Genomic DNA, 25,110 nt, shown 5'->3' with positions numbered 1-25,110 from the left:
CGCTCAGGGCGTGGTCAGCGCGGGAAAGGGGCCGGTGTGATGCGACGGGGTGCGGGCGCGCACGGCCAGGAGTTCGGCGGCGATGGCGACGGCCGTCTCCATCGGGGTGCTCGCGCCCAGGTCCAGGCCCGCGGGGGTGTACAGGCGGCTGAGGGATTCGGTGTCGAAACCGCCCGAGTACAGGGCCTCCAGGCGCTGACTGTGCGCGGGGCCCGTGCCGAGTGCGCCGAGATAGCCGAATTCGGGCAGCCGCAGTGCTGTGGTGAGCAGCGGGATCTCGAATTTCGGATCCTGGGTGACCGTCACCAGCGCCGTGCGGTAGTCGATCAACCCGGCGGCCGCCTGTGACTCGAGGTAGCGGTGCGGCCAGTCGACGATCACCTCCGCACCCGGGAAGGACTGCTCGGCGGCGAATCGCTGACGGGCGTCGCAGACCGTGACGCGGTAGCCCAGCAGTTTGCCCTGCACGCACAGCGCGGCGGCGAATGCGTTGGCGCCGAAGACGATCAGGCGCGGCGCGGCGGCGTACGAGCAGCAGAACACATCCGATTCGGGCAGTGCGACCAGTTCGGTGTTGTGCCGCCGATCGGTCACCAGATGCTGGCCGATCACCGTCGGATCCGAATGCCACACGACCGTGAACACGGTGACCGGCTTGAATCCGGCGAGATCCTGTGCGACAGCTTGGAATTCGGGAAAGTCGTCGCGGGAGAACGGTTCCACGAAGACGTCGATGGTGCCGCAGTCCGCGCTGTCCATACCGGTGCTCGGATCGAAACGCTGTAATTCCTTGCGGCCGGAGCGAGCCGAGTGGATCGCCGCGTCGTAGATGGCGCTCTCGTAGCATCCGTCGGAGACCGAACCGAAGACGCGTCCGTCGGGATCGACGAGCATCGCCGAACCGATCGGCATGGGAGTGGGACCGAATGTCCGGACCAGGGTGGCCATGGCACCGATACGCCCGGAGTGCCACACCCGCAGTAGATCATCGACGATGTCGCGCATCACAAGCTCCCGATCAGCGTGCGCGAGTGGGCGGATAGTCGTGGTCACGTCCCGTAGCCAGATCGTCACACGTGACGGCCACAATATCCGGTCTTTTGTCCAGAAACTCCCTGGCTCCGGAATTTCCTTGTGCGGTATCGATCACCGCTGCCCAGTGCTTGTGATATAGCACAACCGGATGACCGGGCTGCCCGTGGAAAGCCGCGCGCGCCAATCCGCTCGGCGCGTTGCGCGCGGCGGCGAGTACCCGGGCCACGACGTCCGCGCCGACGTCCGGAGTGTCGACCGGCATGATCGCCGCGTACTCGGCGGGATCCACCGCACTCGCCACGGCGGTGAGTCCGGCGCGCAGCGACGCGGCCACTCCCACGGCCCAATCCGCCGCCCAAACCGGTTGCGCGCCTTCGGGTATGGGGATCTCCGGCGAGTCGTACACCAGCCACCGCCCGTCCGGGTCGCGACGGGCCGGACCCGTCGCGCCCAGTACCACGTGCACCTGCACACATCCCCCCTTAAGCAGCGCGTCCACCGCACCCCGTAACCACGCGCCGTGCTCGGCGAGTGCCTTCGGCCGCCCGTACCGAGTGCCCGCCCCCGCGGCGAGCAGAATCCCGTCGCAGCGTCCTTTTTCCACTCCGCCGAGAGTAACCGCGCCGAACGGCCTTCGCCGCCCCTGAAAACAACCGGGGCGCGGGGTCCGGGCTCAGATGAGGCTGCCGTCGGAGCAGTTGCCGCTGGAGCGCCAGGTCGGTTCCGGGCGGGTCTCGACCGGATGGAAGGTCCAGTCGGTGATGGGGGAGACCGCCTTCCAGTAGACGCGGCCGTCGTGGTGGGCGACGGCCGCGAATACGTCGTCGGTGCCCTCGATGAGCTGGTTGCCCACGCAGTGGTCGGTATAGCTGGTACCCGGCTGACGCGCGCCGGGACTGAACGAATCGGTGGGGTCGGCGTGCGCGCCCGGATTGGCGACCGTGCTGGGCAGGGTCGTCCGGGCGGTGCGCGACCAGCTCGCCGCGCCGCGGTTGTCGGCGCCGCACCGGAAGGTCCACCCGCCCGCGTGAACGCTCGCGCCCCGCTCGTGGGCGGTACCGGCCCACAGGCAGCTCGTATATCGGGATCCGGGGAGACGCTCTTCGGCCTCCGCGGTCCCGGTCGCGAGTGCGAGGCCGCCCGTTGCCAGAGCGGTGATGGCCGACAGGGTGAGTGCTCTGGTGTTCGTCGTCGCGGGTCGGGGGTGAGTTGCTGATCGCGTCATGGCCGCCTCGATATCCACTTTGGTAAAGAGTAAGTAATGTGAATACCAAGCGTACATGAACGATCTGGCGTGACGTGCCGCTGAAAGCGGCCGTCGATCAGGCGAAGAGGTTGCGCACGAACGGGATCGAATCGGGCTGGGAGGCCAGGACCGTGCCGCTGTGGTCGGTGGGGTAGGTGCGGAAGGTGAGGGGCTGGCGGTTGGCGGTGAGCACGGCGGCGAAGCGGAGGGTTTCCGGGGTGATCACATCGGTGTCCAACAGACCCTGACCCATGAACAGCGGTCGGTCGTAACCGGTCTCGGGCAGGCCGAGGTAGTTGTGCAGCAGGCCGTGGAAGTCGGGGATATCGGCCAGGGGGCGGGAGAACAGATTGCCGCCGACGACTTTTTGCGAGGTCAGAGCTGTGCCGAGCGGGCCGAGGCATTCGGTGCGGGCGCGATCGACCCAGTAGCGGCCCTCGGGGGTCAGGTAGGAGGCGATGTTCAGTTCCGGATGCGCGGTGCGCAGGCCGTTGAGGATGTAGAGCGCGTAGGCGGTGGTGTCGCCGCTGAGCTTGATCGGCGGGACGCCGGGACCCAGCAGAGTCAGGACATCCTCGATGTAGGCGGGTGTTCCGGTGGCGACCGCGCCGCGATAGTCCAGGCCCGGTCCGAAGGCGGTCGCGTACCGGGCGGTGGAGACCGCCGCGCCCGCACCCTGCGACTGTCCGACGACGACCCACTTGCGCGCGAGCGTCCCGTAGTGACTGCTCGCCGCGCGGACCGCGTCCACGACGTTGTGCGCCTCGACTCGGCCGTCCAGATACGGATGTTCGCCCGGTGAGCCGAGTCCGGCGTAGTCGGCGGCGACGATCGCATAGCCCTGCTCGAGCCAGGTGCCCAGATAGGACCAGTCGCGCTCGACCGCGGCGGGTCCGGCGACGCTGTACGCGCAGTCGTCGCCGATGCCGACGGTGCCGTGCGCCCAGGCGATGACCGGCCAGCCCCCGGCCGGCGGCGCACCCGGCGGGAAGTAGACCGCCGCGCTGGCCGTGGTCGGCGCGTCACCGACGGTGGTGGTGCCGTAGAAGAACCGCTGGGAATTCACCGAACCGGGCAGTGTCGCCGCGGCGGACAGCGGCTGGACCGATTCGAAGCCGCCCGCGACGGGTGCGGCCTGGGCGAGCGGCTGCTGCAGCAGGGCGGTTGCCGCGGCGACGGCCAGAACGGCGGCGATCGAGAGTTTCCGCATCGTGCTCCTCGGCTGGTGGATTCGGGCGGTGTATTCGGCTGGGTCAGTCTTGCAGTCCGATCCGGCCGGAGCGTGCCGTGACACCGGATGTGATCGCCGTCAGTGATCGCGGCCACGATCGGTGGTCCGAGATCTTGTGAAGGTCGTCACAGTCGGCAATCCGGGTGTCGCGATTCGGTCGGTGGTAGGGGTCACGGTAACAGTACGGGCGTTACGTAAATCTGCATGTCAGAACTACCCGCGGGTAGATTACGACTCCGCAATTCGCGCGCAAATTTCGCAGAGTTAGCAAATGGGTGGTGAAAGCTAGCCCAGATTTACATTAGCAACAGGTAGACGGCACTTTTCTGGTGTGCCATCGTGTGGAAGTACACCCGATGGGCATAGCAAGCCTGCAAATTGCCGCTCCAGCAGTGTTCGGACATCGCAGGGCCCCGACCGCCACCGTGCAGTCGGAACCCGACGAAGTCCGCACATGGGGCACCCCGACCCGAACTATGAAGTGGAGTCAGAGATGTCGACCACCGGCACCCCGAAAACCGCTGCGGAGATCCAGAAGGACTGGGACACCAACCCCCGCTGGAAGGGCATCACCCGCGAGTACTCGGCCGATCAGGTCGTGAAGCTGCAGGGCAGCGTCGTCGAAGAGCACACGCTCGCGCGCCGTGGCGCCGAGATCCTCTGGGAGGGTGTGAACACCGAGGGCGACTACATCCACTCGCTCGGCGCTCTGACCGGTAACCAGGCCGTCCAGGCCGTGCGTGCCGGCCTGCGTGCCATCTACCTGTCCGGCTGGCAGGTCGCCGGTGACGCGAACCTGTCCGGGCACACCTACCCCGACCAGTCGCTGTACCCCGCCAACTCGGTGCCGTCGGTCGTGCGCCGCATCAACAACGCGCTGCTGCGCGCCGACGAGATCGCCAAGGTCGAGGGCGACACCTCGGTCGACAACTGGGTCGTGCCGATCGTCGCCGACGGTGAGGCCGGCTTCGGTGGCGCGCTGAACGTCTACGAGCTGCAGAAGGCCATGATCGCCGCGGGTGCCGCCGGTACCCACTGGGAGGACCAGCTGGCGTCGGAGAAGAAGTGCGGCCACCTCGGTGGCAAGGTGCTGATCCCCACCCAGCAGCACATCCGCACTCTTACCTCTGCCCGGCTCGCGGCTGATGTCGCCGACACCCCGACCGTCGTCATCGCCCGCACCGATGCCGAGGCCGCCACCCTGATCACCTCGGACGTCGACGAGCGCGACCGTCCGTTCATCACCGGTGAGCGCACCTCCGAGGGCTTCTACCACGTCAAGAACGGCATCGAGCCCTGCATCGCGCGTGCCAAGGCCTACGCCCCGTACTCCGACCTGATCTGGATGGAGACCGGTATCCCGGACCTCGAGGTCGCGCGGAAGTTCGCCGAGGGCGTCAGGTCGGAGTTCCCCGACCAGCTGCTGGCCTACAACTGCTCGCCGTCGTTCAACTGGAAGGCGCACCTGGACGACGCCACCATCGCGAAGTTCCAGAAGGAGCTCGCGGCGATGGGCTTCAAGTTCCAGTTCATCACCCTGGCGGGCTTCCACTCGCTCAACTACGCCGCGTTCGACCTGGCCTACGGCTACGCCCGCGAGGGCATGACCGCCTTCGTCGACCTGCAGGAGCGCGAGTTCAAGGCCGCCGCCGAGCGTGGCTTCACCGCCGTGAAGCACCAGCGTGAGGTCGGCGCCGGCTACTTCGACACCATCGCCACCACCGTGGACCCCAACACCTCGACGGCGGCGCTGAAGGGCTCCACCGAAGAGGGCCAGTTCCACTGAGTTGCCCGGTCGCCCCTTCCGGGGCGGCGGTGATATGAACCGGCGGCGAAACTTTCGCCGCCGGTTTCCACCACCCGACACGGGCACTCCTGCAACGAGTGCCCACCAGCCCTTCCCGACCGAACAGCCCCGGCGGGAAGGGTTTTCACCTAAAAGCATCAATCACCGGCGACGTTGCAACCACACTTCGGTACGCGACAACTGATTTCGTAAGAACATGGGTAACTCACCGGGGACGCCCAGAACTGGTTCGGCACCCGACGCAACAACGGATGCATGACTGAGTGGGCACTCAGGTGCCCGCAAAAATCGCGGAGAGGCGGAACAGACGTGAGCAGCGAAAAGATTCAACGCGTTGGTGTTATCGGCGCCGGACAGATGGGCGCGGGAATCGCGGAGGTGTGCGCGCGGGCGCATGTCGACGTGCTCGTGTTCGAACAGACCCGCGAGCTCGCCGCTGCGGGCCGCGCCCGCATCCTGCGGTCGCTGGATCGTGGCGTGAGCAGCGGCAAGATCACCGAGCGGGAGCGTGAGCAGGCGGCCTGGCGGCTGCGGTTCACCTCGGACCTCGGCGATTTCGCGGATCGTCAGCTGGTCGTGGAGGCCGTGCTGGAGAGCGAGGAGGTCAAGACCTCGATCTTCGCCGAGCTCGACAAGGTCGTCACCGATCCCGATGCGGTGCTGGCGTCCAACACCTCCTCGATCCCGATCATGAAGATCGCGGTGGCCACCACTCAGCCCGAGCGGGTGGTCGGCATGCACTTCTTCAATCCGGTGCCGGTGCTGCCGCTGGTCGAGTTGGTGACCACGCTCAAGACCAGCGCCGCCGTCGCCGAACGCGCGGAGTCCTTCGCTTCCGAGGTGCTCGGCAAGCAGGTCGTCCGCTCGGCCGACCGCTCCGGTTTCGTGGTGAACGCGCTGCTGGTGCCGTACCTGCTCTCGTCCATCCGCATGGTCGAATCCGGTTTCGCCACAAAGGAAGACGTCGACAAGGCCATGGTGCTGGGCTGTGCCCACCCGATGGGCCCGCTGGCCCTGACCGACCTGGTCGGGCTGGACACGGTGAAGTCCATCGCGGACTCGATGTACGCCGAGTTCAAGGAGCCGCTGTACTCGGCCCCGCCGCTGCTGATGCGCATGGTCGAGGCGGGTCTGCTCGGCAAGAAGTCCGGCGCCGGTTTCTACCAGTACAAGGCTTGATCATCCCCTCTCCGGAGGATTCATGGTTTCGACGCTGCCGCTGAGCACTCGTCTTCGGAGTGCTCAGCGAGCGCGATCGGCCGCCGGTGGAACTCGCTGCGCGCGGGTTGAGACGGTGGCCGGAAAATTTCATCTCTTCGACTTTCTCGTCGACGCCGAGCGCGTCGGCATTCTGCTTCACCAGCCGTAAGCTGCAATCAGGTCGCGGGGACCGCAGCTCGGAGAGGAGTCCAGCTCATGGTCAATGTCACCGACGGCTTCGGGTCGAGCATTCTCGGGTATCCGAGGATCGGGCCGCACCGGGAACTCAAGCGCGCCCTGGAGTCCTACTGGCACGGGAGTCTCTCCCGGGAAAGTCTGCTGGCGGTAGGGCGGGAGATCCAGGAGTCGCAGCTCGGTGAGCTGGCCGCCGCGGGTCTGACCCAGGTTCCGGGGAACACCTTCTCCTTCTACGACCACGTCCTGGACAACGCGCTGCTGTTCGGCGCGGTGCCCAAGCGGTTCGAGCCGTATCGAGAAGACCTGCACCCCTTGGACTTCTACTTCCTGATGGCGCGCGGGCGGCCGGATCTGCCGCCGCTCGAGCTGGTGCGTTTCTTCGGCACCAACTACCACTACCGCCAGCCCGAACTCGATGCCGACACCCGGTTCTCCCTGCATCCCGAGGCCCTGCTCGACGAGTTCGATCGGGCGATGGCGCGCGGTATCGAACTGCGTCCGGTGGTGCTGGGTCCGCTGTCGCTGCTGCTGCTGTCCAAGGCCGGGCAGGTGCCGGGTGAGACCGAATTCGATCGGCTGAGCCTGCTGGACGAGCTGCTGCCGGTGTACGAGGAACTGTTCGAGATTCTCGCCAAGCGCGGATCGACCTGTGTGCAGCTGGACGAGCCGTGCTTCACCAGTGATCGCAGCCCGGCCGAGCTGGCCGCGTTCCTGACGGCCTATCAGCGGCTGTCCACCGCGCCGCTGCGTCCGCGCATCCTGGTCACCGGCCAGTACGGCGATTTCGGCGAGGCGACCGCGATCCTGGCGCAGACCCAGGTGGAGGCGATCGGCCTGGATCTGGCCAGCCATCGGGTGCGGCCCGAGGAACTGGCGAAGATTCCCGGGATCAAGCGCAAGCGGCTGTACGCGGGCGTCATCGGCGGGACCAATGTGTGGCGCGCGGATCGTCGCGTGACGCTGGACTACCTCAGCGCCCTGGCCCAGGTGTGCCCGGATCTGGTGGTGTCCACCGGGACCACGCTGCTGCACGTGCCCTACGATCTGCTGGTCGAATACGATATCGACGGTCCGGTCGCGGATCGGCTGGCCTTCGCGAAACAGAAAGTGCTGGAGGTCGTTTCGCTGGCGAAGGCGCTTACTGAAGGCGGGGGCGGGCTTGCGGGAGGCGAGGCTGCGAAGTGGCAGGGGCGTCCTCGTGAAGTGCATTTCAAGCAGAAACATGCTGTGCGGCAACGGGTTTACGCGATCACCCCGGAGATGCGCGAGCGCGAGCCGTACGAGGTGCGCCGAGATGCCCAGCGCGAGAAGCTGAATCTGCCGCTGGTGCCCTCGACGACGCTGGGTTCGTTCCCGCAGACCGATTCGGCGCGCCAGGCGCGCTACGACCTCGGCGAGGGCAAACTGTCCTACGACGAGTACCGCAAGCGGATCGAATCGGAGATCGAGTCGACCATCCGGTTGCAGGAGGACATCGGCCTGGACGTGCTGGTGCACGGCGAGCACGAGCGCAACGACATGATCCAGTACTTCGCCGAACTGCTCGACGGTTTCGCCACAACGCATTTCGGCTGGGTGCAGGTCTACGGTTCCCGTTGTGTGCGTCCGCCGGTGCTGTACGGCGACGTCGCGCGGCCGAAGCCGATGTCGGTGGAGTGGACCACCTATGCCCAGTCGCTCACCGACAAACCGGTGAAAGGCATTGTGACGGGCCCGGTCACGATGGTCGCGCGGTCGTTCGTGCGGCAGGATCAGCCGCTCTACGAGACCGCGGACCAAGTGGCCCTTGCCATTCGGGACGAGCTGGCCGATCTGGAGAAGGCGGGCGTGTCGATCATCCAGGTCGACGAGCCGTCCATCCGGGAACTGCTGCCGCTGCGCGCGGGCACGCAGAGCCGGGAGTACCTGCGCTGGGCGGTGAACGCGTTCCGGCTGGCGACCTCGGGCGTGCGGGCGCAGACCCAGATCCACACGCACATCGCCTATTCCGGCCGCGCCGAGATCGTCCGGGCGATCGAGGAACTGGACGCGGACGTCACGGCCATCGTCGCGACCCGGTCGATCGAATGGGTGCTCAAGGCGCTCGCCGATGACACCGAGGAGGGCCACGGCCTGTCCCACGGCGTGGGACCCGGTGTGTACGAGAGCCGTTCGGCCCGCATCCCCGACATCGACGAACTGGACGAACTCCTCACCGCCGCCGCGACGGCCCTCACTCCCGGACGCCTCTGGGCGAATCCGGACGGCGGCCTCAAGACCCGCCACCACTGGCAACTCGAGCCCGCCCTGCGCAATATGGTCGCGGCCGCCCGCCGAGTGCGCCGCCGCGCGGAATCCCAGGACTGAGCGTCACGCGTTCGCCACCGCCCGATCCGGTGGCGGACGCGCCCTACCGACGAACAGGACCGATATGGACCCGAAGGAATATCTCCGCACGCTGCGCAGCCTGCACGGCGTCGCCGAACTACTGCTTGCGGGTCCGCAGTACCGGGCCAGCGGCACGATCCGGCTGGCCGCCGCGCCCGGCGGATTCGCCACGACCGCGGCGCCGCGACTGGCCGTGGCCGGAGATGTCCTGTCCGCCGACGGTGCGGAGGTCGGCGCACTCTCCGGTAGTACCTACGCCGCTCTCGCCGCGACCGCGGGCGTATCCGCCGAGCCGCCGCGGGGCGTCTACGCCGACGGCTCCGGAGTGGCGCCGCAGGACACGATCGAGGTCGATCCGGCGTGCGCCCGGGTGATCGCCGCGGCCTTCGAGACCGGCGACCGCGCCCTGCGGGCCTTCGCTCCCGAGGCGACACCGGTGCTGTGGCCCGAACATTTCGATCTCGCTCTCACGGTCGCCGAGGTCAACTACGGCGTGTCGCCGGGCGACGGTGCCATCGGCGAGCCGTACGCCTACGTCGGGCCGTGGAGTCGTCGCGAGGGCCCGTTCTGGAACGTGTCCTTCGGCGCTGCCCGTACGTTGACCGAGCTGAGCGATGCCGAAGGGGTGCGGGAATTCTTTGCTGAGGGTGCGCGGGAGGCCGGCGGGGAGCGGTCCGAGTAGCCCCGCGGCCGACTCGTCCGAGCGCGCCCCGGGTTCCGTTCGCTCGCCCGGTCGGGTTAGCTGTGTGGGAACTATCGTTTTCTGACCAGGAGATCCCCATGGGAATGTTCGACAAGTTCAAGGATGTCGCCGAGAAGGCCGTGGACGCGGCCGGGCAGCACGCCGACAAGCTCGATCCGCTGATCGATAAGGCCGGTGACGCCGTCGATGCGAAGACCGGCGGCAAATTCTCCGGTCAGGTCGACGCGGCTCAGGAAGCGGCCAAGAAGGCGCTGCGCGAAAAAACCGGAGAATAAGCTTTCTACCTGGCTGTGGGGCGATGCGAGGCATCGCCCCACAGCCGTTTCACAGACCGCGTGCATGGCTTTTTTCGCATCCGGCCCTACGATCTGATGGATGTCCCGAGACTTCACTTCGTCGCGAAGGAGAGGGCGGATGCGTGCGTCGGCTGTTCTCCTGGCCGTTCTGGCCCTGTGCACGACGGTCGGAATCGGTGGACCCTCCGCGGCCGCGGCACCCGTACTGGACGGCAGCGCGCCACCGCCCGGTGCGAACGACTGGCGGTGCAGGCCCTCGACGGCGCATCCTGATCCCGTCGTGCTCGTGCACGGCACCTGGGGCAATCAGGACAACTGGAACAAGCTCGCTCCGGCGCTGAAGGCGCAGGGGTACTGCGTGTACGCGCTCAACTACGGCCGCGACACCGCGAGTCTCCTGGGCAAGATGCCGGGCATCTACGGCACCGGAGATATCGGCAGGTCGGCGGTCGAGTTGGCGAACTTCATCGGAAAGGTCCGTGCCGCAACGTCTTCCGCGCACGTGGATCTGGTGGCGCACTCCCAGGGCGGGGTCGTGGCCCGGCAGTACCTGCGGTTCGGCGGTGGCGCCGATGCCGCCGATCCGCAGCGGAACGTGGTGCGCAAACTGGTGACGCTGGGCGCCACCAATCACGGTTCGACATCTGTTCTGCTGGGATATCCGCTGGACACCGCGAGTGCGGCGGGACCGGTGGCCGGTGCGGTGACCGGTGTGCTGGGGGTTTCCGCGGTCCAGCAGATCACCGGTAGTAAGTTCCTGACCCACCTCAACGCGGGCGGCGATACCGTGCCCGGCGTCGACTACACGGTGATCGCGACCCGAATGGACGATACGACGGTCCCGCCGGAATCGACCTTTCTGCGCGCGGGCCCTCGGGCGGTGGTCGACAATATCTGGCTGCAGACGGTGTGCGCCGGGGCCGATGTCACGCATGTCGGACTTCCGCGGTCGCCGATAGCGATTCAGCTCGTACTGCGGGCGCTGGATCCTTCCTATAAGGGCCGGGTCTGCCGGCGTTGACGTTCCCGCGGAATTTTCCGTGCCGGTGAATTTCTGCCCGAACCGGAATACGCGACGGTAAATCACCGCGGCGGATGTCGATCGCAGCCGAATTACGATATTTCACATTTTCGTGTGTGCTACGAAACGGGCCCGCGTACCAGGTACGCGGGCCCGTCGATGCCGTCTGATCGGCACTCAGCGAATCACGGCTTGCCGGTGGCGGCCGCCTGCACCGCGTCCAGGAACTGCTTGCCGCCCATGGCGTAACCGCCCGCGATGGCGCCGACGAGACCGCCGACCGGGCCGGTGATGATGCTCAGGATGCCGAAGCCCAGCAGGCTGCCGAGGAAGCCGCCCAGAATGCCCCCGATGGCCACGCCGGGCAGGTTCTTCTGAACCTGGTACCACAGGTTGTTCATCGCGTTGATGTCCTTGACCTGGCCGATCTCCTGCGGAGCGACCTGCGGGGTCAGGGTCAGGGTGTGGCCGTCGGCGCTGATCTGCTCGGCGGCGGTGAAGGCGTGCCCGGCGATCTTCCCGCGCAGCGCGACCTGATCCAGGGTCGCACCGGTGTCGGATTTCAGGGCGATCGTGGAACCGTCCGGAGCGGCCACGAAACGACCGGCGTCGACCTTCGCGGTGATGACCCTGCTCGCCGGGGAAACCGAAGTCTGGTAATGGATTCCGTTGTCCACGCCGGACGTCGCGTCATTGTGCACGGCCGCGGGCTGTGCGGGGGCCGGTGCGGCATATGCGGTTCCGGCGGTGATACCGACGGCGCTGATCGCCATCATAACGATGCCGGTGAGCTTCCCGAATTTCATGTTGATTTCCCTCCCTGACACGACGATCCCCCACGGATTCCCCAGATCTCGGCTCCCCCATGCGAATCGCCAGTCAGCTGCTGTGTGCGAATCGAACGCATCAATTAGTAGTGGAGGAATCAGGAGTACGCAAACCTGGTGATGAGCATCACATCGGTATTGAAATATTGCGCCGCAATCGATTACAGCGCGCGTGCGCGAGCGATAGCCATTCGGTTGCGAAAGCGATGCGGACCGGTCGAACCCGCACGTGGGAGAATTCGACCGGTCCGGACATCACATGGTGGCGGCGTCGATCACGAACCGATAGCGGACGTCGCTGGCGAGTACGCGCTCATAAGCTGCATCGATTCCGTCGGCGGAGATGACCTCGATATCCGCGCCGATCCCGTGTTCGGCGCAGAAATTCAGCATCTCCTGGGTCTGTGCGATACCGCCGATCATCGAACCGGCCAGCGAACGCCGGAAATTCGCCAGCGTGAACGGCTGCACCGACAGCGGTTTGTCGGGCAGGCCCAGAATCACCAGCGTGCCATCGAGATTCAGCAGTCGCATGTAGTTGTCGATCGGCAGATTCGCCGACACGGTGTTGATGATCAGATCGAAACGTCCGCGCAGATCCTTGAAGGTTTGTTCGTCCGAGGTCGCGTAGTAGTGCTGGGCGCCGAAACGACGGCCGTCCTCCTGTTTGCCGAGTGTTTGACTGAGTACCGTCACCTCGGCTCCGAGGGCCGCGGCGATTTTCACCCCGACGTGTCCGAGTCCGCCCATGCCGATGATCGCCACCTGTTTGCCCGGACCGGCATTCCAGTGCCGCAGCGGTGAGTAGAGCGTGATGCCCGCGCACAGCAGCGGGGCGGCCACGTCCAGGCCGATGCCCTCCGGAATGGCCAGCACGAAATTCTCGGTCACCACGACCTGGGTGGAGTAACCGCCGTAGGTGGTGCCGCCGGGCTGGAACTCCTCGGAGACGCGGGTGTTGTAGGTCATGGCGCCGCCGCCGGTGCAGTATTGCTCCTCACCGGCCAGGCACGAGCCGCACTTGCCGCAGGAGTCGACCATGCAGCCGACGCCGACGCGGTCGCCGACCTTGTGCCGGGTCACCGCCGTGCCGACCCCGGCGACGATGCCCGCGATCTCGTGTCCGGGCACGCACGGGTAGCTGGTGCGGTGCCATTCGTTGCGTGCGGTGTGGATGTCCGAGTGGCAGATGCCCGCGTACTTGATGTCGATGAGCACATCGTGCGGGCCGAGTTCACGCCGTTCGATAGAGGTCTTCTCGAACCGGCCGTCAGGAGTGGAGAGGGCGTATGCCGCGGCAGTGGTCATGAATGCATGCCTACTCTTGCATCCTTAGCTTTGCAAAACGTCGGCGAACTCGCCGGTAGCATGTGCGCCGGGTGTACCCGAACATGTCACATGCTGGACCGATGGCGATCCTGGTGGCGTTGGTGTCGATGTGTTCGACACTGATCGGCGGTCTGGTCGCGGTGCGGATCGGGGATCGCAAACACGCCGTTCTGGGACTGGCGGCGGGGGTGATGCTGGGTGTGGTGCCGTTCGATCTGCTGCCCGAGGCGCTCGAACAGACCCCGCAGTCCATCGCCGGGGTGCCGATCGCGCTGGTGGCCGCCGTGGTGGGTTTCCTGACCATCCACATCATCGAGCGCGCGGTCGCCATCCATACCGCACACGAATTCGAATTCGGCGCGCACACTCACGGTTTCGAGTCGGTGGGCCTGCTCGCGGCGGGCGGGCTGATCTTCCACAGCACCCTGGACGGCCTCGGCATCGGGTTGAGCTTCCAGGCGGGCACGGGGGTTGGGACGGCGGTGGCCATCGCGGTGATCTGTCACGACTTCGCCGACGGGTTCAACACCTTCACCATCACCACCCTCTACGGCAACGCCCGCCGCCGCGCCCTTCTGCTGCTGACCCTGGACGCGCTGGCCCCGGTGGCCGGCGCGACGATCGGCTCGCTCATCCGGGTTCCCCCCGAGGCGACCGGACTGTATCTCGGCTATTTCGCCGGATTCCTGCTCTACCTGGCGACCGCCGACATCCTGCCCGAGGCGCACGCCGGACACCCCTCCCGGCTCACGCTGTTCTGCACGGTCGCGGGCACGGCCTTCATGTTCGGCATCGCGGTGCTGAATCACCAGTCCTGATCGGCCGCAGAAGGTTCCGATCGCACAATGGCCCGAATACCCCTCGCGGAAGGGGAGCGCAGGCCGAATACTGGGTGGTACACATGAAAACACAAACGCCGACGCCCGAGGGGCGCGCACGAGGCGGGAGTGCCCATGTCCTACGAGCGGCCGCACAACGATGACGTGGGGAACGTCGATGCGCCCGGTCGGGTCGGCAGGACCGGACGTACCGCGGCGGGCGTACTGGCCGTACTGCTCGCGGTGGTCGTCGCGCTGGGGCTACAGGGTGGTCTGCCGCACTGGGTGACCGGACCCGACGTCACCGAGACCACCGCCGCCGCGCCGCCGCCGCTGCCGCCGATGGATCCGGTCGCGATCGCCCGGACCGTGGAGCCGGAACTGGTCAACATCAACGTCTCGATCGAGCCGACCGGCATGGGTGCGGCGGGGTCGGGCATCGTGCTGTCCGCGGACGGGCAGGTGCTGACCAGTCATCACGTGGTCAAGGGCGCCGACGTCATCACCGTCGGCGATGTGGGCACGGGTGCGCAATTCCCGGCGACCGTCCTGGGCTACGACAGCACCGCCGATATCGCACTGCTCTCGCTGAACGGGGCCGAGGGACTGCCGAGCGTGCGCCTCGGCGCGTCGTCGACGCTGCGCCTCGGCGATCAGATCATGGCCATCGGCAATGCGGGCGGCACCGGACATCCCACCGCGGAGCCCGGCACCGTGACCTCCTTGAACACCTCGATCGTCGCGCGCGACGCCGCCGATCTGAGTCGTAAGGCCCTGACCGGAATGCTCGAACTGGACGCTCCGGTGGCCTCCGGGCAGTCCGGCGGCGCGGTGGTGGATCGCGGCGGCGCGGTCGTCGGCGTGGTGACCGCCGCGTCGGGGGAGTTGACCAAGACCGACGGACGGGCCACCGGCTACGCGGTGCCGATCGATCGGGCGATGGAGATCGTGCGGCAGATCCGTTCCGGCGCACCCACGGACACCGTGCACATCGGTCCCACCGCGACATTGGGCGTGCTGACCTCGGATGCGGCCGTCGGCGGCGCCCGGGTCGACGTGAGCATCTACGGACTGCCCGCCTATGCCGCCGGACTCACCGCGGGAGAGGTGATCACCGCCGTCGACGGACATCCCGTCTCTTCGGCGAAAACGCTGAAATACGTGCTCAACGTCCGCAAACCGGACGATATGGTGCGGCTGGACCTGACCGAACCGGACGGCTCGCGGCGCGTTGTCGCCGTCGTCCTGGCCTCGGGTCCGCCCAACTGAGGGTGATCGAGGCCAGGGGACGGCGACGACTCAGATCAGCGACGTCCAGTAGGTCTGGAAGCGCAGGAACACCATCACCAGCACGATCGCGTAGAACACGATCACGAAGGTCCAGCGCCACTCCACCACGATCCGCAGCGCACCCCGGGCATTACCCCAGATCTGACTGGTCACCGCGGCCAGCAGGATCGGCGTGAACGCCCACACCACCATGCAGTACGGGCACAGTGCGCCGATCCGGTAGAGCGTGTGGAAGATCAGCCAGCAGATGAACACCATGCCCGCCACGAGACCGAGCCACAGCCCACCCCAGAACCACCGCGGCAGCGCCACACCCGCGACCGCGAGTACGGTCATCGTCACCGCGACCGAGAAGCCGACCACGCCGATGATCGGATTCGGGAATCCGAACACGTGCGCTTCCTTGGACGCCATCACCGAACCACACGCGATGATCGGGTTGATGTTGCAGGACGGCACGTAGGACGGATTCATCAGCAGCTTGAAATCGTCGACCGTCAGCACGATCGAGGAGATCCAGCCCGCGACGGTGCCGACCAGCAGCAGCCACGCGGTACGAGGTGGTACGGAGCTCACTTGAGTGCGGCCTCGATCGAACTCTTCATCCCGCCGGGGGTGAACAGAGCATCCTGGGTCTGCACCTTCGTGCCGTTCACGAAGACGGTCGGCGTGCCGTTGATGCCGGTGCTGAACACGTCCTGTGTGCTCTTCTGCACGTAGGCGTCGAATTTGTCGTCGGTGACGCACTTGGCCACCGAGGGATCGGTGATGCCGGTGGCCGTGGCGATCTGGATGATCTTGCTGTCCGGCAGGCCGCCGGCGCCCTCCTCGGGCTGCTGCTGATACATCGCGCTGAGCCAGGCCTGGAACTTGGACGGGTCGGCGTCCGCGACGCAGTAGGCCGCGTTCGCGCCGCGCGAGGAGTAGCGCGTGCCGCCCGAATTCTGATCCAGGAACGAGATGACGTTGTACTCGACGGCGATGTTGCCGTTGTTCACCTCGTCGCTCAGGACCTGGCCGTTGGCCGCCTCGAACTGCTTGCACACCGGGCACTGCAGGTCGGCGACGACGCGCACGGTGGCCTTCGCGCCGGGCTTGCCGATGCGGATCGCGCCCTTGTCGGTGATCGATCCGGTCAGGCCGTCGGGCGAGGCGGGCGCGGTGACCGCCGGACGGTTCGCGGCATCGCGTTTCACGTTGTTCGAATGCTTGATCGCGATGCTGATCGCGATGGCGGCGATGAGCGCGAGCAGGACGACCACGACGGCCACCTGGATCAGGATCGTGCGGGTGCGATCGCCACCCTTCACCGCGGCGAGTGAGTTCTTACCACGCGGATTCTTGCTCACCTCGGAGTTCACCACGCCTTTCCTGTGTTGGTCCGACAGCCGTGCCGCCCCGATGGTACGGGCCGTCGGCCGTCACGGGGCGTTCGGACCACATGATTGCGGGTGAACCTGAGAGCATGCCGAGATTTACTCCTCGAGATGTGTGAACTCTCGGTGACGGGCCCCGATTTCCGGTGACGAACTCCACGTGCGGCCGTTCAGAGTTCGGCCAGGCGCCGGCGTTGTTCCTCGATGTCGAAGCGGGCCGGTGGCCAGTCCAGATCCAGGCGTTCGAGGGCGTCGATGAGCAGTTCGGTGACCGCGAGCCGGGAGTACCATTTGCGGTCGGCCGGGATGACGTACCAGGGCGCGTAATCGGTGCAGGTGCGATCGAGTACGGCCTGGTAGGCCTTCTGATAGGCGGGCCAGTAGGCGCGCTCATCGATGTCGGACGGATCGAATTTCCAGTATTTGTCGGGCCGGTCCAGACGCTGAGTGAGGCGTTTGCGCTGTTCGTCGAGCGAGACGAACATCGCCACCTTGACGATGGTGGTTCCGGCGTTCGCGACGGTGCGTTCGAAGCGGTTGATCTCCTCGTAGCGCTTACCCCACACGTCCGGCGGCACCAGTTCGTGCACCCGCACCACCAGCACGTCCTCGTAGTGCGAACGATCGAATACGCCGATCTGCCCGCCGCGCGGCAGCTGTTTGCGGATCCGCCACAGATAGTGGTGCCGCCGTTCCTGTTCGGTGGGCACGCCGAAGGCGGCGTGATCCACGCCCTGCGGATCCACCGAGCCGATCACGTGCCGCACGATGCCGCCCTTGCCCGCGGTGTCCATCCCCTGCAGTACCAGCAGGATGTTGCGCGGATCGCCGGAACGGCCGTTGGCGTAGAGCTTCTCCTGCAGTCCCGACAGCACCGCGCGGCGCTCCTCGAGCAGCAGTTCGCCGGATTTCTTGTCGCCGCGGAATCCCGGCGTGGCATTCGTGTCGAGGTCGGCGATCCGCACGCCCTTCGCATGCAGTGCTTCGGTGACCGGAACGGACCAGGGGGACTTGGGCATATGTGCAGTATGAACGTCCGCGGGCGCGGGTCGACCCGGATGGGCGCGTGTCAGTGCGGAGGTCTGCTCAGTGCAGACCGGCCAGCTGCCGCAGCTGGGCGGCGAACGCGTCGTCGTCGACCGGGGTCAAGGTCAGCTGGTCGGCGGTGGTGAGCAGATAACGGCCGTCGCCCGCGACGTCGAGCCAGGTGCGGTGCCGGGTCGTCGGCGGGGCCGGATTGTGCGGGGCGGTGGTCACGGTGACGATGCCGCGCGAGTCGACCGGCGCCCGCAGCGCGCGCTGGAATCGGGCCGGACCGGCCGGGATGGGATGGCGGCCGCTCACCAGCACCGCGCGCTGCGCCTCGCGCATCACGGCGGTGCGCCCGGCCGGGGCGGAGCCGATCACCTCGACGAGCCGTTCGCCGATAGCCTGTGCGGGCACGAGCATCACCACGATCGACTCGCCCCGTGCGATCAGGATCGCGGCGTGGGTCAGCATGACCGCGGCGCAGGCCAGAATTCGTTCGGGTGCGGCGCCGGGAGTGGAACGTTCGCCGGAGACGGTGAGCGTGGTGAGATCGGTACGGGCGCACAGCAGCAGGGCGGCGGCCAGATCGGGATCGGTATTGCGGGCGTACTGCTGACGCAGACCGGGTGCGGGTATGGCCGGGATGGCCGCGTTGACCGGGTAGGGCCGGAAGTCCAGGCCGGTTTCGGTGGTCCAGACGTGGGCGAACTCGTCCGGAGTGAGAACCCAGCGCACTAGGCGCGGCCTATGCGTGCGCGGGGACGTGGTGGGATGAGAATGATGGTTGCCTCCGCGGAGCTCCGGCGGGTACATCCGGACACTACCGGACGGTATTCCTCCCGCGAACCGCTCTCGGATGTGATCTGCGACTCGTCCAATCCCGGTGCCGCGGAATATCTTTCACTCCGGACGCGTCGCGCTGAGATATTGCAGCAGGCCGTGCACCTGCTGCTCGACGTCCACCAGCCCGGCTTCGGCGAACAGTTTCGGGAACACGTCGTTGTCGAAGAACCGCACTCCGATGAGCCCGCAGATCGATGCGGACACCCGGCCGAACCAGTTCGGGTGGCGATAGCTGGTACTGATCGCGATGCGACCGCCGGGAGCCAGTACCCGGACCATCTCCCGCGCCGCGACCAGTGGATCGGGAATCAGGTACAGCGCACCGAAACAGCAGACCGCGTCGAAACTTTCGTCGGGGAACGGGAGCTGCCGGGCGTCGCCGCGCACGTAGCTCACATCCGGGCCGGTGTTGTCGGCGCGAGCCTGCCGCAGCATCGGGACCGAGAAGTCGATACCGACCGCATGGCCGCCGGGTGCGTTCTCCTCGCTCAGGTGGCGCGTGAAATTGCCTGGCCCGCAGGCGATGTCGAGTACGGTGCGAGGCCGGTCCAGGCGCAGTGCGCGTACCGCGTCGGCGCGGTCGGCCCCCATGGTCCGTCCGGAGACCAGGAAGAAACTCGTCGGACGCCAGACTCTTTCGTAGACGAGCGCGAAGGCGGGATGGTTCATCAGGCGACGAGCGAGGTTCAACCGGGTAACTCTTTCGAAATCTGGTGGTGCTGAATGCAGGTCGTGCGAAATACGGTCGTGCGAAGTCAGGCGGGCGAGACGTCGATCGTGATGCCCGCGGTGCGCAGCCGGTCGGTGAGCGGATCGCCCATCGCCGAACCGGGAGTCAGCACGCCCGCGAGTTCGGGTAGCTCGTCGAAGGCCAGGCACAGCCCGGACTCGCCCAGCATCACCGCGGTCGCCTGATAGCCGGGATCGCCCTGACCGGCGAAGGTGCACACGTATTTCGCGCCGGATGTGGTGTGCGCGAACGTCTTCATGGTGAACCAGCCGCTGCTGCGGGCTTTCTCGTCCGGCCCGGTACCCGGTGCGGGCAGCAGGCGATCGAGCAGCCGACGGCCCAGCGGAATGCGCGACAGCAGCGCCCCGGCGGTCATCGTCGCCACCACACCGCCGGAGATACCGGCCGCCACCAGCGGGGACAGCGCCGAGCTGCCCGCGCTCATCACCTCGCGATACCGGAAGTTCTTGCCGTACACCCACCCCAGCAGACCGTTGGTGCGACGCACGATCTTCGTGTTGTGACTGGCCATGACGAACGTCGCGACCCAGCCCCGCAGACTCGGATCGATCGCCGAGGCGCGCTGCAGCGTCTGATCGCTCTGGCGGCCCACATCCGGATCCATCGTCTTGTCCGGACTCAGCGAATACGGATGCGCCAGAATCGTTCCGCGGGAAGGATTCTCGGCGATCTGCTCCATCATCGCGCGTCCGGAATCGATCGTGCCGCCGCTCGCACCGCCCTTGAGCCAGGCGACCAGCGTGGTGTCGGTGAGCTCGCCGGTGTTGTCCTCGACGCTGCGCCGGTACAGCCGGAACACGCTCAGATCCGACGGAATCGAGTCGTAGCCACAGGAATTCACGATCTTCGCGCCGGTTTCCGCCGCGATGTCGTGGAACTGATCGATGCAGTCGCGGATGAACAGCGGCTCACCGGTCAGATCGGCGTAGTGGGTGCCCGCCGCGGCGCACGCGCGAACCATCCCCGTGCCGTAGCGCAGATACGGGCCGACCGTGGTGACCACGACCTTGGTGCGTGCGGCGAGGTCGTCCAGTGCCGCCTGATCGGACGAATCCGCAACCAGCAGTTGCCATGTCGCGGCCGCCGGGCCGAGGTCCGCGCGCACCGCGGCGAGTTTGTCCGCCGAGCGTCCGGCCAGGGCGATGCGTGCGCCCTCGGGCGCCGCCTCGGTCAGATACCGTGCGGTCAGCGTGCCGACGAAACCCGTCGCGCCGTACAGCACGAGGTCGAATTCCCGATCCGGGGTGTTCTCGGTGTTCTCCGCGGTCATGGGCCTTCTCCTCTACGAATCACGCCTTGCTGCGTCGTTTTCCGGACTTCGGCGTGGATGTCCTGGTGGTCGGCGCGGGGGTGGGCCGCTGGGCGAGCCAGGCCTGATGGGCCTTGCCCAATTCGGTGACCGGCGCGTCGCCGTAGATCCACTCCCGCGCGATGCGATGCCAGTTGTTCGTGGCCTGTAGCTGTCCGAGCACGCCGAACGTCATGAAATCCGCGCGCCGGGAGAACAGATGTTCCGGGGGCAGGGTCTGCTGCTTCATCCCGGCGTGCTCGGTGGCGCGCGGATCGATCGCGAGCACGGCCGCGCCGCTGGCCAGTTCGGGGGTGATGGTCAGATCCTCGTCCAGCAGCGCCCACTCGATCGCGGACAGGCAGTACTCCAGACATTCCTCGGCCGTCACCTCCTCCGGCGAATCGATGATGCCGTGATCGATCATCAGCGTACGCAGATCCTCCGCGCGATCCTCGGCTGCGGCCCGGATGCAGGTCAGCTCGAACTGCACGTCGGTGGGGCGCATCAGGTTGTAGAGCCCGAAGTCCAGGAAGGCCACCCGCCCGTCCTCGCCGAGCAGGATATTGCCCGGATGCGGGTCGCCGCAGAACTCGTTGAAGTTGTAGAGCGAACCCACGTAGAAGCGGTAGACGATCTCGCCGATCCGATTGCGTTCGGCCGCGGGCAGTTCGCGGATCTCGTCGAAACCGCGGCCGGGGAAGAACTCGCTCACCAGCACGTGGGTGCTGGACAGCTCCGGCATGCTGGCCGGCACCGCGATGAACGGGTGGTCGGCGTAGAGCTCGGCGATCTGCCGCTGGGTGGTCGCCTCGGTGCTGTAGTCGAGTTCGCTCTCCAGGTGCAGGCGCAGCTCGTCCAGTACGGCCGGGGTCACCCACGGCATCGCCGAGGCCAGGATGCGCCGGAACATGGCCAGATTCTTCAGATCCGCGCGCACGGCCGCGTCGATTCCCGGGTACTGCACCTTGACCGCGACGTCGCGTCCGTCGTGCAGTCGCGCCCGATACACCTGGCCGATGGAGGCCGCGGCGATCGGTTCGGGTTCGAATTCGGCGAACAGTTCGGTCAGCGGGCGGCCGAAGTCGGTCTCGATGAGTTCGCGCATCGTCTCGAACGACACCTTGGGCGCGCTGTCCCGCAGGACGGCGAGCCGATGCTGGAAGCGTTCCCGGTGCTCGGTCGGCACGACGTCCATGTCCAGCACCGACAGGATCTGCCCGAGCTTCATCGCGACACCCTTCATGGTGCCCAGCACGATGACCATCTGCTCGGTCGCGCGGATCGTGGACTCCTCGGCCATGCGGGCGCGCACCTCTTCGGAGCGACCGCGCATCGAACGACGAGTCTTCTGGGCGCGCAACACATTTCCCGCGACGGCGACGCCGAGCTTGGTGCCCCGGGCAATTCGGGACGTAGGGATCGCTTGCCCGCGTTTGCGGGCCTTCTGCTCCTTGGAGTCGGGCAGATCCGTCGCCGCTTCGGGGGAGATATTCGCGTCGTCCGCAGGAGATACGGGGGATACGGGCTCCGCCTGATCCTCGGGTTTGCCGGGTGATTTACCCATGTGCTTGCCCGCCTCTCCGCGACTTCAGCGTGTCGTGGGGTGCCCGGCGACTCGTGCGTCGGGGCGGCGGTTGGGAGTGTGATCGGGTTTCGGGCGTTCCCGTTTCGGGCGTTCCCGGTGAGTTACCCATGTGCTTGCCCGCCTCTCCGCGACTTCAGCGTGTCGTGGGGTGCCTGGCGACTCGTGCGTCGGGGTGGCGGTTGGGAGTGCGGTCGGGTTTTGGGCGTTCCCGGTGAGTTACCCATGTACTTCCCTGCTGCTATAGGTAGTTACTGCCGGTCGTCGGGTGTGTGGCGGGTTTGTTGCCGGGCCGCCGATACCGAGTGGGCCGAGGTCTCGGGCTGCTGCGCGCTCTTCAAGCCGGATCTAGGGGCGCGGCGGGGTTGCCGCCGGGTTGATGCGCGTTTCGCCGATGCTTCGGATGTCACCCGAGTGCTGCTGCGAATGTGTCGACGCGGTCACCCGACATCAGATTTACCGATGCCGGGGGCTGGGTCAAGCGTCGTCGGGTTCGGGCAGGCTGTGCGGGGTGGAGTTGAAGCGTTCGGGGGAGCCGCCCGCGCGGACCATGCCCTCGATCGCGCTCCACGCCATCATGGTCATGTGATCGAGCATGGTGTCCGCCGACATGCCGCGATTGCCGATCCACCAGTCCGTCGCCAGCTGGACGCCGCCGACCAGGACGTACGCGTACAGCTCGACACCCTCGGTGTCGATGTGCCGGCCGAATGCCTTGTCGCGCAGGACCGCGGCGACGATGTCGGCGAAGAGTTTCTCGAACTCCGCCAGCGTGGACTTGTCGGTGGATGAGCCGTAACCCATGATGAACCGGTACACGTCGGTATCGGCGTCCACCGTGTGCACGTACGCGGCCAAAGTGTTGCGGACCAGCTGATATTCGTCCAGATCGTCGCTGATCGCGTCGTAGATGCGCGGCATCAGGGTGGTCTCGATGAACCGCTCCATGGTGGCGCGGGTCAGATCGTTCTTGTCCGAGAAGTACCGGTACAGAACGGTTTTCGAGACGCCGATCTCGCCCGCGATCTCATCCATGCCGACATCGCCACCCCGCTTGCGGATCGCTGCCAGGGTGCCGTCGACCAATTCCTCGCGGCGGTCGATCTTGTGCTGGTGCCAGCGCCGCTTGCGGCCGTCCACCCGGACCGTACGCGCCGGGCTGGAGTTGAGGGCGGCTTCGGTGGACAGGATGACTCCTCGTGTAGGGAACGGGGCCACTCCAGCTTAGGTCCTTCCGATCGGCGATGTTCCGAGTTCGCCGAGGCCACTTCGACCACGTACCGAAGACGGCCCGAACCGTGCGACTCGGACGAGCGGACCAGAATGGAAATATGGAGCAATCTCCCGGCAGTGCCTCACGCGGGGCCGATGCAGTGTCCACGGGCCCGGATCCGGTGCGGACAGGCGTTACCGGCACCTCGCTCACCCTGCCCGCCGCGCCCACTCCGAGCGGTCCCGACGGGTCGTCCGGACCGACTCGCGGAGTGGGATATACCACAGGCGGACCGGACCGGCGGGACTCGCCCGCCTCGTTCGCCGACCTGATGGACGACGCCGGCAAACGTCGCGATCTGCGCCGGATGAAGTTCGTCGCCACGGCCTTCCTCGCCGGGGCGACGATCGTCTATCTGGTGTGCTGCTGGATCGGCTCGCGCGGCGCGGGCGGCAACTGGGTGGGTTATGTGCGCGCGGCCTCGGAGGCGGGCATGGTCGGCGCGCTCGCGGACTGGTTCGCGGTGACCGCGCTGTTCCGGCATCCGCTCGGGCTGCCCATTCCACACACCGCGATCATCCGGAAGAAGAAGGATCAGCTCGGCGAGAGCCTCGGCAATTTCGTGCGGACGAATTTCCTGTCCCCGGAAACCGTGGTGGCGAAGGTGGATTCGGCGCAGATCTCGCTGCGGGTGGGTCGCTGGATGGCCGATCCGGCACACGCCGCGCGGGTCTCGGAGGAATCCTCGACGATTCTGCGCGCGGCCATCGATGGGCTGCGGGACGAGGACGTCGAGCAGGTCATCGACCAGACCATCGTCAAGCGCATCGCCGACCCGCAGTGGGGTCCGCCGATCGGCCGGGTGCTGACCGAACTGCTGGCCGAGAACCGGCAGGCTCCGCTGCTGGACCTGCTGGCCGAGCGCGCGCACCAGTGGGCGCTGGGCAGTCAGGAGACCCTCGATCGGATCGTGAACACCGAAGCGCCGTCCTGGGCGCCGAAATTCGTGAATGTCATGTTGTCCGAACGGATCTACCGGGAATTGGTGGAATTCACCTGGAAGATCCGCTCGCAGCCCGATCACGAGGTGCGGCTGGCGGCCAATCGCTTCCTCGAGCAGTTCGCCGACGATCTGCAACACGACGAGGCGATGATCGCGAAGGCCGAACGGATCAAGGCCGAGATCATGGGCCGCGAGGAGATCACCGGAATGGCCCGCGCGACGTGGCGGGCGGCCAAGCGGTTGATCCTGGAATCGGCCGACGATCCGCACAGCACGTTGCGGCGCAAGATCTCCGAGAACGTGCAGCAGCTCGGGCAGCGTCTGGTCGACGAGACCGAGATGCGCACGAAGGTGGACGGCTGGCTCGAGCGCGGGGTGCGCTATCTGGTCTCGAATTACGGCTCCGAAATCGCCACGCTGATCAGCGATACCGTGGCCCGGTGGGACGCCGACGAGGCGAGTCGCAAGATCGAATTGCAGGCCGGGCGCGATCTGCAGTTCATCCGGATCAACGGCACGGTGGTCGGATCGCTCGCCGGATTGGTGATCTACGCCGCGTCGCATCTACTGTTCCCCGGCTGGTCGGGATAGGTCCGGCCGCATTCACGAACGAGTGCTAACAGGGGTGCTTGCAAGAGTTAGCACCCTGTCCTA

The 25,110-nt window shown here is 66.8% G+C and carries 23 protein-coding genes; 9 read left to right on the top strand and 14 right to left on the bottom strand.

The features are described 5' to 3' along the window. Positions 1 to 3: 3 nt before the first annotated feature. The 4 genes from K7711_RS04110 to K7711_RS04095 all read right to left on the bottom strand — a co-directional run bounded on the left by K7711_RS04110 (position 4) and on the right by K7711_RS04095 (position 3,491). Positions 4 to 1,005 (bottom strand): XdhC family protein, encoded by a 1,002-nt coding sequence (locus K7711_RS04110; protein WP_222964964.1) that lies wholly within the window; start codon positions 1,003 to 1,005, stop codon positions 4 to 6. A 13-nt stretch (positions 1,006 to 1,018) separates the two neighbouring features. Then, on the bottom strand, positions 1,019 to 1,639 hold the full coding sequence (locus K7711_RS04105; protein WP_222964962.1) for a nucleotidyltransferase family protein: 621 nt from the start codon (positions 1,637 to 1,639) through the stop codon (positions 1,019 to 1,021). 69 nt (positions 1,640 to 1,708) lie between these two features. After that, positions 1,709 to 2,260 carry a hypothetical protein gene (locus K7711_RS04100; protein ID WP_222964960.1) on the bottom strand — a complete coding sequence of 184 codons (552 nt, stop codon included), beginning with the start codon at positions 2,258 to 2,260 and terminating at the stop codon, positions 1,709 to 1,711. A 97-nt stretch (positions 2,261 to 2,357) separates the two neighbouring features. Continuing rightward, on the bottom strand, positions 2,358 to 3,491 hold the full coding sequence (locus tag K7711_RS04095; RefSeq protein ID WP_222964958.1) for an alpha/beta hydrolase family protein: 1,134 nt from the start codon (positions 3,489 to 3,491) through the stop codon (positions 2,358 to 2,360). Positions 3,492 to 4,005: 514 nt separating this feature from the next. On the opposite strand from K7711_RS04095, the gene aceA reads away from it, so the two are divergent. From aceA to K7711_RS04065, 6 genes are all read left to right on the top strand, one after another. Continuing rightward, complete coding sequence (gene aceA / locus K7711_RS04090; protein WP_222964956.1) at positions 4,006 to 5,298, top strand: isocitrate lyase; 1,293 nt, start codon at positions 4,006 to 4,008, stop codon at positions 5,296 to 5,298. Between the two features lie 330 nt (positions 5,299 to 5,628). After that, the gene (locus K7711_RS04085) at positions 5,629 to 6,498 is read left to right on the top strand and encodes a 3-hydroxybutyryl-CoA dehydrogenase (RefSeq protein WP_308014449.1); all 870 of its coding nucleotides are present in this window, start codon (positions 5,629 to 5,631) and stop codon (positions 6,496 to 6,498) included. 237 nt (positions 6,499 to 6,735) lie between these two features. Next, positions 6,736 to 9,063, top strand: a complete 2,328-nt coding sequence (gene metE, locus K7711_RS04080; protein WP_222964951.1) for a 5-methyltetrahydropteroyltriglutamate--homocysteine S-methyltransferase — start codon at positions 6,736 to 6,738, stop codon at positions 9,061 to 9,063. 64 nt (positions 9,064 to 9,127) lie between these two features. Then, positions 9,128 to 9,766: a hypothetical protein gene (locus tag K7711_RS04075; RefSeq protein WP_222964949.1), complete on the top strand. Its 639-nt coding sequence runs from the start codon at positions 9,128 to 9,130 to the stop codon at positions 9,764 to 9,766. Positions 9,767 to 9,864: 98 nt separating this feature from the next. Beyond that, a complete protein-coding gene (locus K7711_RS04070; RefSeq protein WP_222964946.1) occupies positions 9,865 to 10,062 on the top strand; it encodes an antitoxin in 198 nt (65 codons plus the stop codon). Positions 10,063 to 10,201: 139 nt separating this feature from the next. Further along, the gene (locus K7711_RS04065) at positions 10,202 to 11,104 is read left to right on the top strand and encodes an esterase/lipase family protein (protein WP_222964944.1); all 903 of its coding nucleotides are present in this window, start codon (positions 10,202 to 10,204) and stop codon (positions 11,102 to 11,104) included. 185 nt (positions 11,105 to 11,289) lie between these two features. On the opposite strand, the gene K7711_RS04060 is transcribed toward K7711_RS04065, so the two are convergent. Together K7711_RS04060 and K7711_RS04055 are read right to left on the bottom strand one after the other, a co-directional pair. After that, on the bottom strand, positions 11,290 to 11,910 hold the full coding sequence (locus K7711_RS04060) for a DUF8020 domain-containing protein (protein WP_222964942.1): 621 nt from the start codon (positions 11,908 to 11,910) through the stop codon (positions 11,290 to 11,292). Between the two features lie 276 nt (positions 11,911 to 12,186). Next, positions 12,187 to 13,239, bottom strand: coding sequence for an NAD(P)-dependent alcohol dehydrogenase (locus tag K7711_RS04055; protein WP_222964940.1), 1,053 nt, complete (start codon positions 13,237 to 13,239; stop codon positions 12,187 to 12,189). 101 nt (positions 13,240 to 13,340) lie between these two features. On the opposite strand from K7711_RS04055, the gene K7711_RS04050 reads away from it, so the two are divergent. Together K7711_RS04050 and K7711_RS04045 are read left to right on the top strand one after the other, a co-directional pair. Continuing rightward, positions 13,341 to 14,078, top strand: a complete 738-nt coding sequence (locus tag K7711_RS04050; protein WP_222964938.1) for a ZIP family metal transporter — start codon at positions 13,341 to 13,343, stop codon at positions 14,076 to 14,078. Positions 14,079 to 14,213: 135 nt separating this feature from the next. Next, a complete protein-coding gene (locus K7711_RS04045) occupies positions 14,214 to 15,347 on the top strand; it encodes a S1C family serine protease (protein WP_222964936.1) in 1,134 nt (377 codons plus the stop codon). A gap of 30 nt (positions 15,348 to 15,377) precedes the next feature. Here the strand turns inward: K7711_RS04045 and K7711_RS04040 are convergent, their stop codons facing one another. The 8 genes from K7711_RS04040 to K7711_RS04005 form a co-directional block, all read right to left on the bottom strand. After that, positions 15,378 to 15,944 carry a vitamin K epoxide reductase family protein gene (locus K7711_RS04040; RefSeq protein WP_222964934.1) on the bottom strand — a complete coding sequence of 189 codons (567 nt, stop codon included), beginning with the start codon at positions 15,942 to 15,944 and terminating at the stop codon, positions 15,378 to 15,380. Then, complete coding sequence (locus K7711_RS04035) at positions 15,941 to 16,729, bottom strand: DsbA family protein (protein WP_308014447.1); 789 nt, start codon at positions 16,727 to 16,729, stop codon at positions 15,941 to 15,943. The genes K7711_RS04040 and K7711_RS04035 overlap by 4 nt, the downstream gene beginning before the upstream one ends. 185 nt (positions 16,730 to 16,914) lie before the next feature. After that, on the bottom strand, positions 16,915 to 17,763 hold the full coding sequence (locus K7711_RS04030; protein WP_222964930.1) for a polyphosphate kinase 2 family protein: 849 nt from the start codon (positions 17,761 to 17,763) through the stop codon (positions 16,915 to 16,917). Positions 17,764 to 17,830: 67 nt separating this feature from the next. Continuing rightward, a complete protein-coding gene (locus K7711_RS04025; RefSeq protein ID WP_222964928.1) occupies positions 17,831 to 18,508 on the bottom strand; it encodes an ESX secretion-associated protein EspG in 678 nt (225 codons plus the stop codon). Between the two features lie 165 nt (positions 18,509 to 18,673). After that, positions 18,674 to 19,306 carry a class I SAM-dependent methyltransferase gene (locus tag K7711_RS04020; RefSeq protein ID WP_222964926.1) on the bottom strand — a complete coding sequence of 211 codons (633 nt, stop codon included), beginning with the start codon at positions 19,304 to 19,306 and terminating at the stop codon, positions 18,674 to 18,676. A gap of 65 nt (positions 19,307 to 19,371) precedes the next feature. Then, complete coding sequence (locus K7711_RS04015) at positions 19,372 to 20,637, bottom strand: saccharopine dehydrogenase family protein (RefSeq protein ID WP_222964924.1); 1,266 nt, start codon at positions 20,635 to 20,637, stop codon at positions 19,372 to 19,374. A gap of 19 nt (positions 20,638 to 20,656) precedes the next feature. Then, complete coding sequence (locus K7711_RS04010; RefSeq protein ID WP_222964922.1) at positions 20,657 to 22,222, bottom strand: ABC1 kinase family protein; 1,566 nt, start codon at positions 22,220 to 22,222, stop codon at positions 20,657 to 20,659. 495 nt (positions 22,223 to 22,717) lie between these two features. After that, positions 22,718 to 23,428, bottom strand: a complete 711-nt coding sequence (locus K7711_RS04005) for a TetR/AcrR family transcriptional regulator (RefSeq protein WP_051193765.1) — start codon at positions 23,426 to 23,428, stop codon at positions 22,718 to 22,720. Between the two features lie 356 nt (positions 23,429 to 23,784). Between K7711_RS04005 and K7711_RS04000 the strand changes: the two genes are divergently transcribed. Continuing rightward, entirely contained in the window at positions 23,785 to 25,047 is a 1,263-nt protein-coding gene (locus tag K7711_RS04000; protein WP_222966651.1) for a DUF445 domain-containing protein, read from the top strand. Positions 25,048 to 25,110 lie beyond the last annotated feature (63 nt).

This window comes from Nocardia coffeae, from assembly GCF_019890715.1.
Classification (GTDB): domain Bacteria; phylum Actinomycetota; class Actinomycetes; order Mycobacteriales; family Mycobacteriaceae; genus Nocardia; species Nocardia jiangxiensis.
The sequence above is the reverse complement of the archived record's forward strand: the minus strand, read 5'-3'. Positions and strand labels throughout refer to the sequence as shown.